General features: G+C 63.9%; 15 protein-coding genes. 8 read left to right on the forward strand and 7 right to left on the reverse strand.

The genetic code is table 11. The features are described from left to right. Positions 1 to 39: 39 nt before the first annotated feature. On the reverse strand, positions 40 to 1371 hold the full coding sequence (locus AC0L2C_RS09720; protein WP_023796720.1) for an ABC transporter substrate-binding protein: 1332 nt from the start codon (positions 1369 to 1371) through the stop codon (positions 40 to 42). A 399-nt stretch (positions 1372 to 1770) separates the two neighbouring features. Between AC0L2C_RS09720 and hrpB the strand changes: the two genes are divergently transcribed. The 4 genes from hrpB (at position 1771) to nhaA (ending at position 7698) form a co-directional block, all read left to right on the forward strand. Further along, a complete protein-coding gene (gene hrpB / locus AC0L2C_RS09725) occupies positions 1771 to 4386 on the forward strand; it encodes an ATP-dependent helicase HrpB (protein ID WP_473523255.1) in 2616 nt (871 codons plus the stop codon). Positions 4387 to 4418: 32 nt separating this feature from the next. Then, positions 4419 to 5744 carry an ActS/PrrB/RegB family redox-sensitive histidine kinase gene (locus AC0L2C_RS09730; protein WP_023796718.1) on the forward strand — a complete coding sequence of 442 codons (1326 nt, stop codon included), beginning with the start codon at positions 4419 to 4421 and terminating at the stop codon, positions 5742 to 5744. A gap of 63 nt (positions 5745 to 5807) precedes the next feature. Beyond that, the gene (locus tag AC0L2C_RS09735) at positions 5808 to 6371 is read left to right on the forward strand and encodes an ActR/PrrA/RegA family redox response regulator transcription factor (protein ID WP_128168331.1); all 564 of its coding nucleotides are present in this window, start codon (positions 5808 to 5810) and stop codon (positions 6369 to 6371) included. Positions 6372 to 6501: 130 nt separating this feature from the next. Continuing rightward, the gene (gene nhaA, locus AC0L2C_RS09740; RefSeq protein ID WP_473523256.1) at positions 6502 to 7698 is read left to right on the forward strand and encodes a Na+/H+ antiporter NhaA; all 1197 of its coding nucleotides are present in this window, start codon (positions 6502 to 6504) and stop codon (positions 7696 to 7698) included. A gap of 223 nt (positions 7699 to 7921) precedes the next feature. On the opposite strand, the gene AC0L2C_RS09745 is transcribed toward nhaA, so the two are convergent. Beyond that, positions 7922 to 8422 (reverse strand): MmcB family DNA repair protein, encoded by a 501-nt coding sequence (locus AC0L2C_RS09745; protein WP_091593011.1) that lies wholly within the window; start codon positions 8420 to 8422, stop codon positions 7922 to 7924. A gap of 176 nt (positions 8423 to 8598) precedes the next feature. Here AC0L2C_RS09745 and AC0L2C_RS09750 point away from each other — a divergent pair, with 176 nt between their 5' ends. Further along, positions 8599 to 8832, forward strand: a complete 234-nt coding sequence (locus AC0L2C_RS09750) for a hypothetical protein (RefSeq protein ID WP_077377488.1) — start codon at positions 8599 to 8601, stop codon at positions 8830 to 8832. 50 nt (positions 8833 to 8882) lie between these two features. On the opposite strand, the gene cueR is transcribed toward AC0L2C_RS09750, so the two are convergent. After that, the gene (gene cueR / locus AC0L2C_RS09755) at positions 8883 to 9305 is read right to left on the reverse strand and encodes a Cu(I)-responsive transcriptional regulator (RefSeq protein WP_287066122.1); all 423 of its coding nucleotides are present in this window, start codon (positions 9303 to 9305) and stop codon (positions 8883 to 8885) included. Between the two features lie 226 nt (positions 9306 to 9531). On the opposite strand from cueR, the gene AC0L2C_RS09760 reads away from it, so the two are divergent. After that, on the forward strand, positions 9532 to 10149 hold the full coding sequence (locus AC0L2C_RS09760; protein WP_287282979.1) for a L,D-transpeptidase: 618 nt from the start codon (positions 9532 to 9534) through the stop codon (positions 10147 to 10149). A 109-nt stretch (positions 10150 to 10258) separates the two neighbouring features. On the opposite strand, the gene AC0L2C_RS09765 is transcribed toward AC0L2C_RS09760, so the two are convergent. The 3 genes from AC0L2C_RS09765 to trpS all read right to left on the reverse strand — a co-directional run bounded on the left by AC0L2C_RS09765 (position 10259) and on the right by trpS (position 12610). Then, positions 10259 to 10828, reverse strand: coding sequence for a NifU family protein (locus AC0L2C_RS09765; protein ID WP_473523257.1), 570 nt, complete (start codon positions 10826 to 10828; stop codon positions 10259 to 10261). A 134-nt stretch (positions 10829 to 10962) separates the two neighbouring features. Next, on the reverse strand, positions 10963 to 11454 hold the full coding sequence (locus tag AC0L2C_RS09770) for a universal stress protein (protein WP_023796709.1): 492 nt from the start codon (positions 11452 to 11454) through the stop codon (positions 10963 to 10965). An 88-nt stretch (positions 11455 to 11542) separates the two neighbouring features. Next, the gene (trpS, locus tag AC0L2C_RS09775) at positions 11543 to 12610 is read right to left on the reverse strand and encodes a tryptophan--tRNA ligase (RefSeq protein WP_027151584.1); all 1068 of its coding nucleotides are present in this window, start codon (positions 12608 to 12610) and stop codon (positions 11543 to 11545) included. Positions 12611 to 12797: 187 nt separating this feature from the next. Between trpS and AC0L2C_RS09780 the strand changes: the two genes are divergently transcribed. Together AC0L2C_RS09780 and AC0L2C_RS09785 are read left to right on the forward strand one after the other, a co-directional pair. Beyond that, the gene (locus AC0L2C_RS09780; protein ID WP_027151585.1) at positions 12798 to 13043 is read left to right on the forward strand and encodes a type II toxin-antitoxin system VapB family antitoxin; all 246 of its coding nucleotides are present in this window, start codon (positions 12798 to 12800) and stop codon (positions 13041 to 13043) included. After that, positions 13043 to 13447, forward strand: coding sequence for a type II toxin-antitoxin system VapC family toxin (locus AC0L2C_RS09785; RefSeq protein ID WP_473523258.1), 405 nt, complete (start codon positions 13043 to 13045; stop codon positions 13445 to 13447). The genes AC0L2C_RS09780 and AC0L2C_RS09785 overlap by 1 nt, the downstream gene beginning before the upstream one ends. Here AC0L2C_RS09785 and murJ read toward each other — a convergent pair. Beyond that, entirely contained in the window at positions 13422 to 15020 is a 1599-nt protein-coding gene (gene murJ, locus AC0L2C_RS09790) for a murein biosynthesis integral membrane protein MurJ (protein ID WP_287066120.1), read from the reverse strand. The genes AC0L2C_RS09785 and murJ overlap by 26 nt on opposite strands. Positions 15021 to 15062 lie beyond the last annotated feature (42 nt).

Raw genomic sequence — 15062 nt, forward strand, 5'->3', positions numbered from 1 at the left:
GGTCGTGGCTCGGGAGGAGCCGATTGGATACTGCCCCAACTACATCTTGCCGTCGTCCTGGAAGACCTCGGTCCAGTCCTTGACCAGGCCATCAAGTGCATCCTTGGCCGAACCCTGGCCGGCGACGACGTAATCATGGAAGCGCTTCTGCGACGCCTGCAGCAGCGGCGCATAGCTGGGCTCTGCCCAAAAATCCTTCACGATGGCCATGGAGTCGAGGAAGGTCTGCGCATAAGGCTGGCTGGCCGGGAAGCCTGGATCCTTGACGACCGCGTTGAGGCAGGAAAAGCCGCCGAGCGACCACCATTTGGCCTGCACGTCCTTGTTGGCGAACCACTTGATGTATTTGAGCGCAGCTTCCTGCTTGTCGGAGTAAGAGACCACCGAGATGCCCTGGCCGCCAAGCTGGGCAAATTGATCGCCGTCGGGCCCCTTGGGATTGGCGAAATAACCAATCTTGTCGCCGCCGACATTTTCGTCCTTCTGCAGGCCCGGCCAGGTAAAGGCGAAGTTCATGTGCATCGCCACCTGGCCGGATTTGAAGGCGTCGACGCCTTCGCCCATGTAGCTGTTGGAAGCCCCGGGAGGCGTGCAGCAGTCATAGAGCGCCTTGTAGAACTCAAGACCCTTCACCGATTTCTCGGAGTTGACGAAGCCGTCCATCTCGTATGGCTTGTCGGGATTCTCATATTTGAAACCGAAGCTGTAGAGCCCGTCCATGGCGCCCATGGTGATGCCTTCGGAGCCGCGCTCGGTATAGATCGATGCGCCATAGACCGTCTTGCCGTCGATCTCGCGCTTCTGGAAAAACTCGGCGATCTGCTTCAGCTGGTCGAAGGTCGTCGGCGCTGCGAGATCCCAGCCGTACTTTTCCTTGAATTCCTTCTGCAGTTCCGGCTTGGAGAACCAGTCCTTGCGATAGGTCCAGCCGACGACGTCGCCCATGGCCGGCAGCGCCCAGTAATTCGGCGAGTTCTTCGGCCATTCGGAGTAGCCGACGACGGTCGCTGGCACGAAGTCGTCCATGCTGATCTTCTCCTTGTCGAAGAAGTCGTTCAGCTTGACGTAGTGGCCGTTCTCGGCCGAGCCGCCGATCCACTGGCTGTCGCCGATGATCAGGTCGCACAGCTTGCCCTTGGAATTCAGTTCGTTGAGGAAGCGATCGGCATAGTTGGTCCACGGCACGAATTCGAATTTCATGCCGATGCCGGTTTCCTTGGTGAAATCCTTGGACAATTCGACAAGCGCGTTGGCCGGGTCCCAGGCTGCCCAGCAAAGCGTCAGATCTTCAGCCTGCGCGACATTCGAAACGGCGGTCGACGCAAACATCGCCGATGTCAGTCCCAACGTTAGTTTCAAGGTCGATTTCATGCCTTCCTCCCATTTGCGAAACGCGCCCGGATGACGGTTTCAAAACCTCAACCCCTCCTCAGGGGGCTAAACATGACGACGCAGTTAAGCGGCGGATGTTTAGTAATTTGTTTAGTGATGCAATTTTTACTAAACAACGCAAGCGAATTCGTCGCTGCGCTGCAGCATAATTTGCTTGTATCTGGGCGGTGGTCCTGGCCGCGCCCTTCCATCAGGAAATATCCCGACTTCCTGTCGCTCCTCGGCCGCGTCATCGTCGGTGGCTTCCGCCTTTGACTATGGCGAGGAGGTGGACTCGCTTTGAGTTGGTCCGTTGCCCGGTTGCGCGGCGACCGCCACCGCTGATATGCGGGGCGCGGCCGACCTGCCGCGAGATTGGATGGATGCATCCCTGAAACAATGACCAGAAAACCCTTGCCAGAGCTACCGGTCTCCGCCGTCCTGCCGGCGCTCGGTGAAGCGCTTGGCCATGGCAACAGTGCCGTGCTGGTGGCGCCGCCCGGCGCCGGCAAGACGACGCTGGTGCCGCTGGCGCTGCTCGATGCTGCATGGCTCGGCACGGGGAAGATCATTCTGCTCGAGCCGCGCCGGCTCGCTGCCCGCGCTGCCGCCCGCCGCATGGCCGAACTGCTCGGCGAGGAGCCCGGCGAAACGGTCGGCTATGCCATGCGGATGGAGAACCGCACTTCTGCGAGGACCAGGGTCCTTGTCGTCACCGAAGGCGTGCTGTCGCGGATGATCCTCGACGATCCGGAGTTGCCCGGTGTCTCGGCGGTATTCTTCGACGAGTTCCACGAGCGCTCGCTCGACGGCGATTTTGGTCTGGCGCTGGCGCTCGATGTGCAAGGCGCGCTGCGGACCGATTTGCGATTGCTGGTCATGTCGGCGACGCTCGACGGCGCGCGCGTCGCTCGGCTGCTTTCCGGCGCCCCGGTGATCGAGAGCGAAGGCCGCGCCTTTCCCGTCGACATCCGCTACGACGAGCGGCCGGCCGGCATCGCCATCGAGGACGCGATGGCCAAGGCGATCCGCGCGGCCCTTGCCGAGGAGAGCGGCAGCGTGCTCGCCTTTCTGCCCGGCCAGCGCGAGATCGAGCGCACCGCCGAGCGGCTGCAAGGCCGCGTCAGTGCTGACACCGACATCGTGCCGCTCTATGGCATGCTCGACAACAAGGCGCAGGACGCCGCGATCAAGCCGGCGCCGTCCGGCCGCCGCAAGGTGGTGCTGGCGACCTCGATCGCCGAGACCTCGATTACCATCGACGGCGTGCGCGTCGTCATCGATTCCGGCTTGTCGCGCCTGCCGCGCTACGAGCCGGCCAGCGGCCTGACGCGGCTGGAGACGGTGCGGGTCAGCAAAGCCTCCGCCGACCAGCGCGCCGGCCGCGCCGGCCGCACGCAGCCCGGCGTCGCCGTCCGGTTGTGGCGGTCCGAGCAGACCGCGGCACTTCCCGCCTTCACGCCGCCGGAAATCCTCGAGGCGGACCTTTCCGGACTTCTGCTCGATTGCGCCGCCTTCGGTGTCGCCGACCCGTCGAGCCTCTGCTTCCTCGATCCGCCGCCGGCCCCGGCACTCAACGAGGCAAGGGCGCTGCTTCGCGCGCTCGACGCCATTGACGAGGCAGGGCGACTGACGCAATCGGGTGCTGCGATGCGCAGGCTGGCACTGCCTGTGCGGCTGGCTCACATGGTCGCCGAAGCGGCAAATACCGGCCAGGCGTTCGAAGCGGCCATGCTTGCCGTGCTGCTCACCGAGCGTGGGCTTGGCGGCGAAGGCGCCGACCTCGAACGGCGGCTGATTCGGTTCCGATCCGAAAGATCGCCGCGCGCCACCGCCGCCCGGCAACTCGCCGAGCGGCTGGCAAAACAGGCTTCACCCTCCCCTTCGAGGGGGACCGAAGGACGGGCGAAACCCGTGGTTCGCCCCGGTATGTCGATCCGCGAAGCGGATCGGGGTGGGATTGGGTCGGGCACGCCATCGCCGACCCCACCCCGTCTCCCTCGCCTTGCTGGGCAAGGCTCACTCGCCGACCCTCCCCTCGGGGGGGAGGGCAGCGCCGGCGCTCTCCTCATTCATGCCTGGCCGGACCGCGTCGCCAGGGCGCGCGGAGAGCGCGGCCGTTTCGTGCTGGCCAACGGTTCAGGCGCCGTGCTCGACGCCGCCGACCCGCTGGCGGGCGAAACCTGGCTCGTCGTCGCCGATCTGCAGGGCAAGGCGCAGAACGCCCGCATTACGGCAGCGGCGGCGATAGACGAAGCCGACATTCGCGCTTCGCTCGCCGATAAGATCGAGACAAACCGCGAAACCAGGTTCCACCGCGACAGGCGTGCGGTGCGTGTGCGTGAAACCGTTCGCCTCGGCGCCATCACCCTGTCCGAACGCATGCTGCCGGCGCCGGCCGGCATCGCTGCCGATCGCGCCATCCTTGACGCCCTGCGCCAACACGGGCTGTCGCTTTTGCCGTGGGGCAAGGAGGCCGAAACACTGCGCCAACGGCTCGGCTGGCTGCATCGCGGTCTTGGCGCGCCCTGGCCAGATGTTTCCGATGCGGCGCTCATCGACCGCATCGACGACTGGCTGCTGCCCTTCCTTTCCGGCGCGGCGTCCTTTGCCGCGATCGATCCGGGCGTGCTTTCGGCCGGCCTCATGGCATTGGTGCCGCACGATCTGCAGCGCCGGATCGAGGCGCTGGCGCCGACCCATTTCGACCCTCCATCCGGCAGCCGCGTGCCGATCCGCTATGACGGTGAATGGCCGGTGCTGGCGATCCGCGTCCAGGAGCTGTTCGGTCTCGACCGGCATCCCGCGATCGCCAACGGCGCGGTGCCGCTGACGCTCGAGCTATTGTCACCGGCGCACCGACCGATCCAGACGACGCGTGACCTGCCCGGTTTCTGGCGCGGCTCCTGGGCCGATGTGCGAGCCGAGATGCGTGGCCGCTATCCCCGGCATGTCTGGCCGGAGAACCCGCTTCTCGCCACCGCCACCAGCCGCGCCAAACCGCGGGGGACCTAGCCTTTCTCCTTTTCCGGCTATAATCCTTGGCCATGATAAACATCCTGCGGGCGCCCGACTTCCAGCAAAGCCAGCGGCTGCGTCTCAACACGCTGATCAGGCTGCGCTGGCTTGCCATTGTCGGCCAGAGTCTGACGGTTCTTGTCGTTGCCTACGGGCTGAAATTCCCGCTGCCGGTCAGTCTCTGCTTCGCGCTGATCGCCTGTTCGGCCTGGATGAACCTGTTGCTGACCTTCCGTTATCCGGCGGCGCATCGGCTGACCCCGCTGCAGGCTTTCGCCATCCTGACCATCGACAGCCTGCAGCTTGCCGGTCTGCTCTACCTGACCGGCGGCCTCACCAACCCGTTTTCAGTGCTGGTCACCGTGCCCGTGGTCATCTCGGCGACGTCGCTGCCGCTGCGCCTGACCGCCATCCTCGGCGCGCTGGTGATGGTGACGGCGAGCCTGCTGGTGTTCTTCCATCTGCCGCTGCCCTGGTACGAGGGCGCGCCGCTGGAGATGCCGTTCATTTACGTCGCTGGCATGTGGATGGCGGTGTTTTCCTCGATCGCCTTCACCGCGATCTACGCTTTCCGCGTGGCCGAGGAAGCCCGGCTGCTCGCCAACGCGCTTGCCGCCACCGAGCTGGTGCTGCAGCGCGAACAGCATTTGTCGGCGCTGGACGGCCTTGCCGCCGCCGCCGCGCATGAGCTCGGCACGCCGCTCGCCACCATCACGCTTGTTGCCAAGGAGATGGAGAAGGCGCTCCGCAATGACCCGAAATACGGCGAGGACGTGACGCTGCTGCGCTCGCAGAGCGAGCGTTGCCGCGAGATCCTCAAACGCCTGACCAGCCTGTCCTCCGAGGGCGAGGCGCATCTCTCCCGCCTGCCGCTGACCTCGCTGGTCGAGGAGATGACCGCCCCGCACCGCGATTTCGGCATCTCGATCAAGCTTCTCCCCGGCGAGCGCATCGGCCCCGAACCGGTGGGACGGCGCAATCCCGGCGTCATCTACGGCCTCGGCAATCTGGTCGAGAACGCCGTCGATTTTGCCCGCAAGAGCGTCACCGTGCGCTGGAGCTGGAACGAGGCAACGGTCACCTTCTCGATCACCGACGACGGGCCGGGCTTTCCTCCCGAAATCATCGATCGCATCGGCGAGCCCTATATGTCGACACGCCAGGGCACCGAGGCCGGCGGCGGCCTCGGACTGGGGCTGTTCATCGCCAAGACCCTGCTTGAACGCTCGGGCGCCACGCTCGATTTCCGCAATTCAAACGAGCCGGGCGAGGGCGCCGTCGTGCGGATATCGTGGCCGCGCAGCGTCTTCCTCAATCCTGAATCGGCTTCGGCCACCATGTTTGACACGGCTTGAATTGGACAATAGCGCTCCAAAACTATATCTGCGTAAAATTCGGGCAGCAGGAATGTCAAGACGATGAATGGCGACGAAACGATTGGCGCAATGGTTGAGGGCGAGGACACCTCGCTGCTGATCGTCGACGACGACAGGCCATTCCTCACGCGCCTTGCCCGCGCCATGGAGACCAGGGGTTTCGTGGTCGAGACGGCCGAGAGCGTCGAGGAGGCCGTGGCCAAGGCGCGCGCCAATCCGCCAGCCTACGCGGTGGTCGACATGCGGCTCGCCGACGGCAACGGCCTCGACGTCGTTGCCGCCATCCGCGAGAAGCGCGACGACGCCCGCACCGTCATTCTCACCGGATACGGCAACATCGCCACCGCGGTTACGGCGGTGAAGCTGGGGGCCATCGACTATCTGTCGAAACCGGCAGATGCCGACGAGGTTTTCGCGGCTCTTACCCGCACTGCGGGCGAACGCGCCGCACCGCCTGAAAACCCGATGTCGGCCGATCGCGTGCGCTGGGAGCACATCCAGCGCGTCTACGAAATGTGCGACCGCAACGTCTCCGAGACGGCCCGCCGTCTCAACATGCATCGCCGCACGCTGCAGCGGATACTCGCCAAACGCGCGCCGCGCTAACGCCTGACCGTCCTTTGCGCGCGCCAAGGTCGCGTGGCACTGTAAGAACTGCCCTGCCATCGGCGGTTGCGCATCATCGCACAGGGTGATGTTGTCCCTGCCGGCTGGTAGGCGACACGACGGAGACGACATGCAGGACCAGAAGCCGCGGCCGACTTCCACCTTTCGCGAATTCCTGGCCAGCGAGGCGACAGGCGGCATCGTCCTGATGGCAGCCGCGGCCTTGGCGCTGGTCGTCGCCAATTCGCCGCTGGCCAAAACCTATTTCGACGCCCTTCACGCCTATCTGGGACCGCTCAGCGTATCGCATTGGATCAATGACGGCCTGATGGCGGTGTTTTTCCTGCTGGTCGGCCTGGAGATCAAGCGCGAGATGCTGGACGGCCAGCTCTCGACCTGGCCACGCCGCGCTCTGCCCGGCATCGCCGCTGCCGGCGGCATGCTGGTGCCGGCACTTGTCTATGTCACCATCAACCGCGACAATCCAGCCGCCCTGTCCGGCTGGGCGATCCCGACCGCCACCGACATCGCCTTTGCGCTCGGCGTGCTGTCGCTGCTCGGCAGCCGCGTGCCAGGGTCGCTGAAGGTATTTCTTACCGCGCTCGCCATCATCGACGACCTTGGCGCCGTTATCATCATCGCGGTGTTCTATACGAGCGGCCTGTCGCTCGCCTATCTCGGCGCCGCCTTCGCGGTCATCGCTCTGCTCATCGTGCTCAACCGCATGAAGGTGCTGACGCTGCTGCCCTATCTCCTGTTTGGTGTCGTGCTGTGGGTGCTTGTGCTGAAATCGGGCGTCCATGCCACGCTCGCCGGCGTGGCGCTGGCCCTGACCATACCTTTGAAAATCACCCCCGGCATCAGCCAGGATTCAGACCATTCACCGCTGCACCGGCTCGAGCACGGCCTGCACAGGATAGTGCCCTTCGTCGTCGTCCCGATCTTCGGCTTCGCCAATGCCGGCGTCCCGCTCGCCGGCCTCAGTGCTGCCACCCTGGTCGAGCCACTGACGCTGGGCGTCGCCGCCGGCCTCGTCGCCGGCAAGCTGGTCGGCGTGTTCGGTTCTTCTGCGCTTGCCATCCGGCTCGGCCTCGCCGATCTGCCGGTCAATGCCGGCTGGCTGCACATGGTCGGCATTTCGCTGCTCTGCGGCATCGGCTTCACCATGAGCCTGTTCATCGGCCTGCTCGCCTTCGCCAGCAATGTCGAGCTCCAGGACGCGGTGAAAGTCGGCATCCTCGCCGGCTCCTTCATCGCCGCCATCCTCGGCGCCGCCGTGCTGCTGATGGCGCCGGCAGCGAATGGGATGGACCAAGAGGAAGAGTAGCCGTCAAACGTCGCGCCGCCCCTCATTGCAATGCCCGAGCATTTCTCCCCGTATAGTGACGGGGAGAAAGACGCCTTCGCAAAGGATTTCGCCAATCTCCAGCGTTGCAGAAAGTGCGCCAAGGTTACGGCCAGCTCCCTTCTCCGTCACTATACGGTGAGAAGGTGCCGGCAGGCGGATGTGTGGCAGTGCGAAGGGCTAAGGAAGAGCACAAACGTTCCAGCTACTCGCTCTCGCCCTCCAGAGCCGGCACCGCCACGCCGGCAAGTTCCGCCGCGAGCAGCCGCGCTGCTCCGGCCCGCGCGATCCTCAGCATCAGCGCCTTGCGCGTCGCCGCCGCCATGCGGTGCTCGGGCGCGTCGCGCAGGATTTCGGCGCCGTAGCCGTCGGAAAGGATAAAACCGCATTCCTGCGGAAAGATCTCCGACGGCACACCGGGATGCGTGGCGAAAAAAAATCGGTCGGAGTGCAGCCGGTAGTCCGGCCATTTGCGGTCGACCCTGAAATCCTCGATCGAGGATTTGATCTCGATGATCCAGATGTCGCCCTGGCGGGTCAGCGCGACGAGGTCGGCGCGGCGCCCGGTCGCCAGCGACAGTTCCGGCAGCACATGCGCGCCCATCTCCCTGAGCAGCCGCTGCACGCCGCGCCGAACCAGCATCGCGCGCTCCGACTGGCGGCCATCGATCAGGGGATTGAGAGGAATCGGTGAGATAATTGGCATGGGCGCACCATGACAGACTTTGTTCACGGTTTGAACCGTTTTCTGGAAGGCACCCAAGGCGCGCTTGAAATGTGATTTCTGCGTGAAATCTTGGTACTCAAACGGACGCTGCACGTTCCACACATTAGCAATATGAGATACTGTGCGAATGCGGGTGGCTCCAGGGAGTGTGGATGATGAACGCGGACGAGATGCAGGCGGTAGCCGACACCCTGATGCGGGTCGTGACGCCTGACATGGCACCCAAGCAATTGATCAAAGCGGCCAGGAAGGAACACCCGAACGCGTCAAAGAAGGACATCGCCCGCGCGGCGTTCTTCTCGATTATCGCCAACGCCGAAGAAGACCACGGCAAGGCAAGGAACCTGCAGGCATTCGCCATAGCCGAGCGTGTCGACGGCACCTCTTGATCCCTGGAAATCCCAACCTGCAAAACGGCTGGCATTACGGGTCTCGCCCTTCACACCTGGGCGGGAACGACTGTGTCTGATGGCAAAACCGCCCCCGCGATATCGTCCAGGATCGGGCAGTCCGGCCGGTCATCGCCGTGGCAGGCATGGATCAGCTTCTGCAGGGTCGAGCGCATCGACTGCAGTTCGCGCACCTTCTCCTCGATTGCCGTCACATGCGCGGCGGCGATCTCGCGCACGTCATGGCTGGCGCGGCTGCGGTCCTGGTAGAGCGCCATCAGCTGGCGGCAGTCGTCGATGGAAAAGCCGAGATTGCGCGCGCGGCGCAGAAACGTCAGCCGGTGGATGTCGTCGCCCGAATAGTCGCGGTAGCCGTTGCCGGCGCGCTGCGGGCGGATCAGGCCGATCTCCTCATAGTAGCGAATGGTCTTGGCCGGCAGGCCGGAACGCTGGGCGGCATCTCCGACATTCATGATTGGTTCCCTAACTTCCGGCGGCCTGGCGGACCGCCCCATTGAATTTCCTACATAATCTTATGAGTGCCGTTGCCGAAAAGCCACAGCTTCGGACTTACCGGCATGTAAGCCCATGCATATAGGCATCCCCCGCTTGGCAAGCAAAGCAAATGACAGCATGAATGATGGCGACAAGGCGGCCGTCTCGTGCCGCTATCTTTCGGGCGGGGCATCGGACCTTTTCATGCGCATGAAGTCATTCGCAATCGTCGCCGCACTTGCGCTGTCGACAGCTATTGCTGGTTGCAGCACCATCGGCTCGCAGATATTCACCAACAACTATGGCCCGATGACCGATGCGGGCTATCAACTGCCGCGCATTCCGATCGAAAAGGTGCCGTTCAAGTACCGCCGGCAGGTGGTGAGCTACGACAGCGATGAAAAGCCGGGCACCATCGTCGTCGATACGCAGAACAAGTTTCTCTATTATGTCATGGGCGGCGGCGAGGCGATGCGTTACGGCATCGGCGTCGGCCGCGAGGGTTTTGAATGGCGCGGCACCGCCCGCATCGCGGCGAAGCGCGAATGGCCGACCTGGACGCCGCCATCGGCGATGATCAAGCGCCAGCCGGAACTCGCCAAATTTGCCGGCGGCATGGATCCCGGATTGACCAACCCGCTCGGCGCGCGCGCCCTGTATCTGTTCAACAAGGGCGGCGATTCAGGCTACCGCCTGCATGGCAGCCCGGAGTGGAACTCGATCGGCAAGGCGATGTCGTCGGGCTGCATCCGGCTGATGAACCAGGACATCATCGACCTTTACGACCGCACCTCCGTCGGCGCCAAGGTCATCGTTCTCTAGAACTCATACGCGGACCGTCTAGGCAACAACTGACGTCCCAAAACAAAAAACCGGGCAATTTGGCCCGGTTTTTTGTGTCGCTCGAAGGGCGAATTGACGTCCTTTGAGCTTAAGAGACCTGTTCGACCTGCTGCACCTCGGGCACAAAATGCCGGAGCAGGTTCTGGATGCCGTGCTTCAGCGTCGCCGTCGACGACGGGCAGCCGGCGCAGGCGCCCTTCATGTGCAAGAACACGGTGCCGTTCTCGAAGCCGCGGAAGGTGATGTCGCCACCGTCCTGGGCGACCGCCGGACGCACCCGCGTGTCGAGCAGTTCCTTGATGGTGATGACCAGTTCCTCGTCGGCCTTGTCGTAGAATTCGCCGGTCTGGCTGGTCTCGGCGGCGGGGCCGGCCCTGGCCATGACCGGCGCGCCGGACATGAAGTGCTCCATGATGGCGCCGAGGATCGCCGGCTTCAGATGCTGCCAGTCGGGGCCGTCCTTGGTCACGGTGACGAAATCATAGCCGAAGAAGACGCCCGTCACGCCGGGGATCTCGAACAGCCGGCCGGCCAGCGGCGAAGCCGCGGCAGCGCTGGCGGCATCGCGGAAATCGGCGGTGCCTTCGACAAGCACTTCCTTGCCGGGCAGGAACTTCAATGTCGCCGGATTTGGCGTCGATTCGGTCTGGATGAACATGGACGTCTCCGAGCCCGTTCGGGCATATAGTTTGGAATAATTCTAAATAGGCCCTATCGGCAGGACATTCAAGCGAAAGCCATCGCCGGAACGGCTGGCTGGGAGAATGTTTTTGCGGTCTTCTGCAACACACCTTAGGCCAGGCTGTCGATTTCTTCGTCTGACAGGTTCTGCGGCACCACTGTCACCGGGATCGGGAAGGCGGCGCCCTTGCCGGCGACCGCGCCGACCAGCGGGCCCGGCCCCTCTTTGCCGGCGCCGGCGGCCAGCACGAGGATGGCGATATCCTGGTCCTCCTCGATCAATTTGTGGATCTCTTCCGTCGGCTTGCCTTCGCGCACCACCAGTTCCGGCTCGATGCCGAGCTTCTGGCGCACCTTGTTGGCATAGCTGTCCAGTGCGGCGCGCGCGGTGGCGGTGGCCTCCTCGCGCATGATCTTCTCGACACCCAGCCAATGCTGGAAATCGTCCGGCTCGATCACGTAGAGCAGCACCAGCACGCCGCTGGTGCTCTGCGCGCGCTTCGAGGCGTATACGACGGCTCGTTCGCATTCGGGCGTGTCGTCGATGATCGCCAAAAACTTGCGGCGATGGCCGGCTTCGCGGCTGAGGCGTTTGGAGACCATATTCTACCTCAAATGGTTTCGGTCGCAATCTGCCACCGCCACAGCCCGGCCGCAAGCGACCGGCGGATGTAGCGATATTGGCTGCAGATTAACCCTGCAGCAGGCCGATGATGTCGCGCACGGTCTTCATCGTCGCCTCGGCCAGCAGGCCGGCCCGCTCGCCGCCATCCCTGAGCACCGCATCAACATAGGCGCGATCGTCGGAAATGCGGCGCATTTCGCCGGCGACCGGCGCCAGCTTTTCTACCGCGAGGTCGGCCAGCGCCGGCTTGAACACCGAAAACTGCTGGCCGCCGAACTCTTTCAGCACCGCCTCCTTCGAGATCTCGGCGAGACCCGCATAGATGCCGACCAAGTTTTCGGCTTCCGGCCGGCCGGCGAGGCCGTCCAATTCGCCAGGCAACGCCTCGGGGTCGGTCTTGGCCTTGCGGATCTTTTTCGAGATGCTGTCGGCATCGTCGGTCAGATTGATGCGCGACAGGTCCGACGGATCCGACTTCGACATCTTCTTCGAGCCGTCGCGCAGCGACATGATGCGCGCCGCCGGTCCGCCGATGATCGGTTCGGTCAGCGGGAAATAACCGTTCACGGTCTCCTCGCCGACCTTCATCTCGACGCCGACGCCAAGGCCGGCAATGCGGTCCGAAAAGTCGTTGTTGAATTTTTGCGCGATGTCGCGTGTCAGTTCCAAATGCTGCTTCTGGTCATCGCCGACCGGCACATGGGTGGCGCGATAGACGAGAATGTCGGCCGCCATCAGACTCGGATAGGCGAGCAGACCAAGCGAGGCGTTCTCGCGGTCCTTGCCGGCCTTGTCCTTGAACTGCGTCATCCGGTTCATCCAGCCGATGCGGGCGACGCAGTTGAAGATCCAGGCAAGCTCGGCGTGCTGCATGACCCGCGACTGGTTGAAGACGATGTGCTTCGTCGGGTCGATGCCGGAGGCGAGAAACGCCGCGGTGATCGCGCGCGTCTGGTCCTTGAGATCCTCATGGACAAGCTGCGCTGTCAGCGAATGCAGGTCGACGACGCAATAGATGCAATCGGAGGTGTCCTGCAGGGCGACGAATTTCTTGATGGCGCCGAGATAGTTGCCGAGGTGCAGATTGCCGGTCGGCTGGACGCCGGAAAAAACGAGGGGCTTGAAGGCGGTCATATGTCCTCATGGCTTGTGGAGGGCCGTTTCGCGCGCGGCGAAAGTCTTTCGACGGCGCGCTTATGGACGAGAGCGGGGAGCGGATCAAGAGGCCGTCAGCCATCAGCACAGATTGCGAATATTGACAAAATCGTGTAGATAGCTACATAATTTCAACTACATTAGCGTGAATAAGGCAAGAAGTGAATTGACGATCAACATAAGCAACAAGGAGGCAGACAGCTTGACGCGTGCCTTCGCGAAGGTCGAGGGCGTCGGCATTACCGAGGCGATTGTGATCGCTATGCGTGAAGCTCTGGAGCGCCGGCGTAATCGCGAGACGCCGCTGGAGACGGCGGCACGGCTCCGGGCCGAGTTCGGGATTGAGCTGAGCGAGCAGGCGCGTAACCCGCTGCCGCGCTCGGTTTATGACGAATTGTCCGGCGAAGACTGATGTTCGTCGACGCAGCCGCTATCGTCGCGGTGCTGAGCGACGAAGCCGAAGCCCAGCGCTGTGCGCACGCGGTCATGGAGGCGTCGGCTCCGTTCACGTCGGCGATCGCCGTTTGGGAAGCCGCGATGGCGCTTTCTCGATCGGAAAAGCTGGCCATACCGGTCGCCGTAAGCCTGAAGATAGTTAGCCGTTTTCTCGAAGAGCGGGCAATTGCCCTGCGGGAGCTTCCGCCGGCCTCTGACGCAACATCTCTGTCCGTTGAGGCGGCGTCGCGGTTTCGCAACAACGCTATCCGCCTGAACATGGCTGACTGTTTCCACTACGCTTGCGCGCACTACTACGCCGTTCCGATGCTTTCGACGGCGGACGAATTCCGGCTTACGGATCTGGAGACTGTCCCCTGACAGGCGGTGATCCCTTCCGCGCCATACTGCGCCGGATCATGCCGAAATCGGCGCCGCCGATGGCGAAGGCGGTGACGAAGTAAAGCAGCGCCCCGCCGGCGACCAGCCCAAGCAGGGTTGCAGTCTTTACCACCAGCGGCGAGCCCGAAGCCAGTTGGGCGGCGAACCAGTGCTCGGCAAAATACAGCGCCGCCGCCATCACCGCCGCCGACAGCACCAGCCGTGGGATGCGTCTCAAGAGCGGTACGTCGCGGCCCCAATGGCCGCGCCGGATCAGCACGCCGAGCAGCATCAGCGCATTGACCCAGCCGGCGACGGCCGAGGCGACGGCGATGCCCGGCGCGCCCATCTGCGGAAACAGCGTCAGCGCGGTGGTGATGTTCACCGCCACCGAGATCGCGGCGAAGATCATCGGCGTGCGTGTGTCCTCGCGAGCGAAATAGCCGGGGGTGAACGCCTTGATCAGCACGAAGGCCGGCAGCCCCAAGCCGAAGATCGCCAGGATCGCCGCCACGATCGGCGTCGAGTTGTTTGCGGCAAATGCTCCGCGTTCGTAGACCAGCCCGACGATCGGCTCCGCCATGACCAGCAGTGCCGCCGCCGCCGGCAAAGTCAGGAACAGCGTGAACTCCACCGACCGGTTTTGCAGATTGGCCGCCTCGATCAGATTGCCCGACTTCAGCGCCCGCGACAGTTCGGGCAGAAGCACTATGGCGACGGCGATGCCGACGACGCCGAGCGGCAGCTGATAAATGCGATCGGCATAGGCGAGCGACGACACCGCGCTGTCCTGCGCCGAGGCGATTGCGGTGCCGATCAGCTGGTTAATCTGGGTGATGCCGCCGGTGATCGCCGCCGGCAGCGCCAGGATCAGCAGCCGCTTGACATTGGGCGTCATCCTTGGCCGGCGAAAGCCGATCGAGATGCCGGCATGGCGCACCGCCACCCAGACGATCGCCAGTTGCACCAGCCCCGCCGCCAGCACGCCCCAGGCCAGTGCGAAGCCAACGGTGCGCGCGTCCGATCCCTTGTGCCAGGCATAGGCGAGCACGCCGATCAGGATGACGTTTAGGAACACCGGCGCCACCGCGGCGGCGAAATAGCGGCGCAGCGAATTCAGCATGCCGGCCATCATGGCGCCGAGCGACATGCAGATCAGATAGGGAAACATGATGGTCGCGAGCCGGACCGTCATCTCGAACTTTCCCGGCGAGTCGGCAAAGCCCGGCGCCACCAGGTAGCGCACGATCAGCGGCATCGCCAGTTCCATGGCGATGGTCAGCGCCAGCAGCGCCGTGAACAGCACGCCGAACACCTCTTCGGAAAAGCGCTTGGCGCCATCGGTGCCGTGGGTTTCGATCTCCTTGGCGAAGAGCGGCACGAAGGCGGCGTTGAAGGCGCCTTCGGCAAACAGCCGGCGGAAGGTGTTGGGAAACTGGAAGGCGGCGTTGAAGGCGTCGGCGATCGGCCCGGTGCCGAGCGCGGCCGCCATCAGCATCTCGCGGCCGAAGCCGAGGGCGCGGCTCATCAGCGTGCCGGAAGCGACCGTCGCGAACTTTTTGACAAGGCTCATGCGTCTGGAGACTGCCTGCAGGATTGGGACAAATGAGTGGTG

It is taken from the genome of Mesorhizobium sp. WSM4845 (assembly GCF_055811455.1).

Excerpts from the sequence above, each read along its gene's own strand:
- AC0L2C_RS09745 (WP_091593011.1), bottom strand. The coding sequence starts at position 8,422 with ATGCCAATTATCTCACCGATTCCTCTCAATCCCCTGATCGATGGCCGC.
- cueR (WP_287066122.1), bottom strand. The coding sequence starts at position 9,305 with ATGAATGTCGGAGATGCCGCCCAGCGTTCCGGCCTGCCGGCCAAGACC.
- trpS (WP_027151584.1), bottom strand. The coding sequence starts at position 12,610 with ATGACCGCCTTCAAGCCCCTCGTTTTTTCCGGCGTCCAGCCGACCGGC.
- AC0L2C_RS09785 (WP_473523258.1), top strand. The coding sequence starts at position 13,043 with ATGTTCGTCGACGCAGCCGCTATCGTCGCGGTGCTGAGCGACGAAGCC.
- AC0L2C_RS09720 (WP_023796720.1), bottom strand. The coding sequence starts at position 1,371 with ATGAAATCGACCTTGAAACTAACGTTGGGACTGACATCGGCGATGTTT.
- AC0L2C_RS09765 (WP_473523257.1), bottom strand. The coding sequence starts at position 10,828 with ATGTTCATCCAGACCGAATCGACGCCAAATCCGGCGACATTGAAGTTC.
- murJ (WP_287066120.1), bottom strand. The coding sequence starts at position 15,020 with ATGAGCCTTGTCAAAAAGTTCGCGACGGTCGCTTCCGGCACGCTGATG.
- AC0L2C_RS09760 (WP_287282979.1), top strand. The coding sequence starts at position 9,532 with ATGCGCATGAAGTCATTCGCAATCGTCGCCGCACTTGCGCTGTCGACA.
- AC0L2C_RS09750 (WP_077377488.1), top strand. The coding sequence starts at position 8,599 with ATGAACGCGGACGAGATGCAGGCGGTAGCCGACACCCTGATGCGGGTC.
- AC0L2C_RS09770 (WP_023796709.1), bottom strand. The coding sequence starts at position 11,454 with ATGGTCTCCAAACGCCTCAGCCGCGAAGCCGGCCATCGCCGCAAGTTT.
- AC0L2C_RS09730 (WP_023796718.1), top strand. The coding sequence starts at position 4,419 with ATGATAAACATCCTGCGGGCGCCCGACTTCCAGCAAAGCCAGCGGCTG.
- hrpB (WP_473523255.1), top strand. The coding sequence starts at position 1,771 with ATGACCAGAAAACCCTTGCCAGAGCTACCGGTCTCCGCCGTCCTGCCG.
- AC0L2C_RS09735 (WP_128168331.1), top strand. The coding sequence starts at position 5,808 with ATGAATGGCGACGAAACGATTGGCGCAATGGTTGAGGGCGAGGACACC.
- nhaA (WP_473523256.1), top strand. The coding sequence starts at position 6,502 with ATGCAGGACCAGAAGCCGCGGCCGACTTCCACCTTTCGCGAATTCCTG.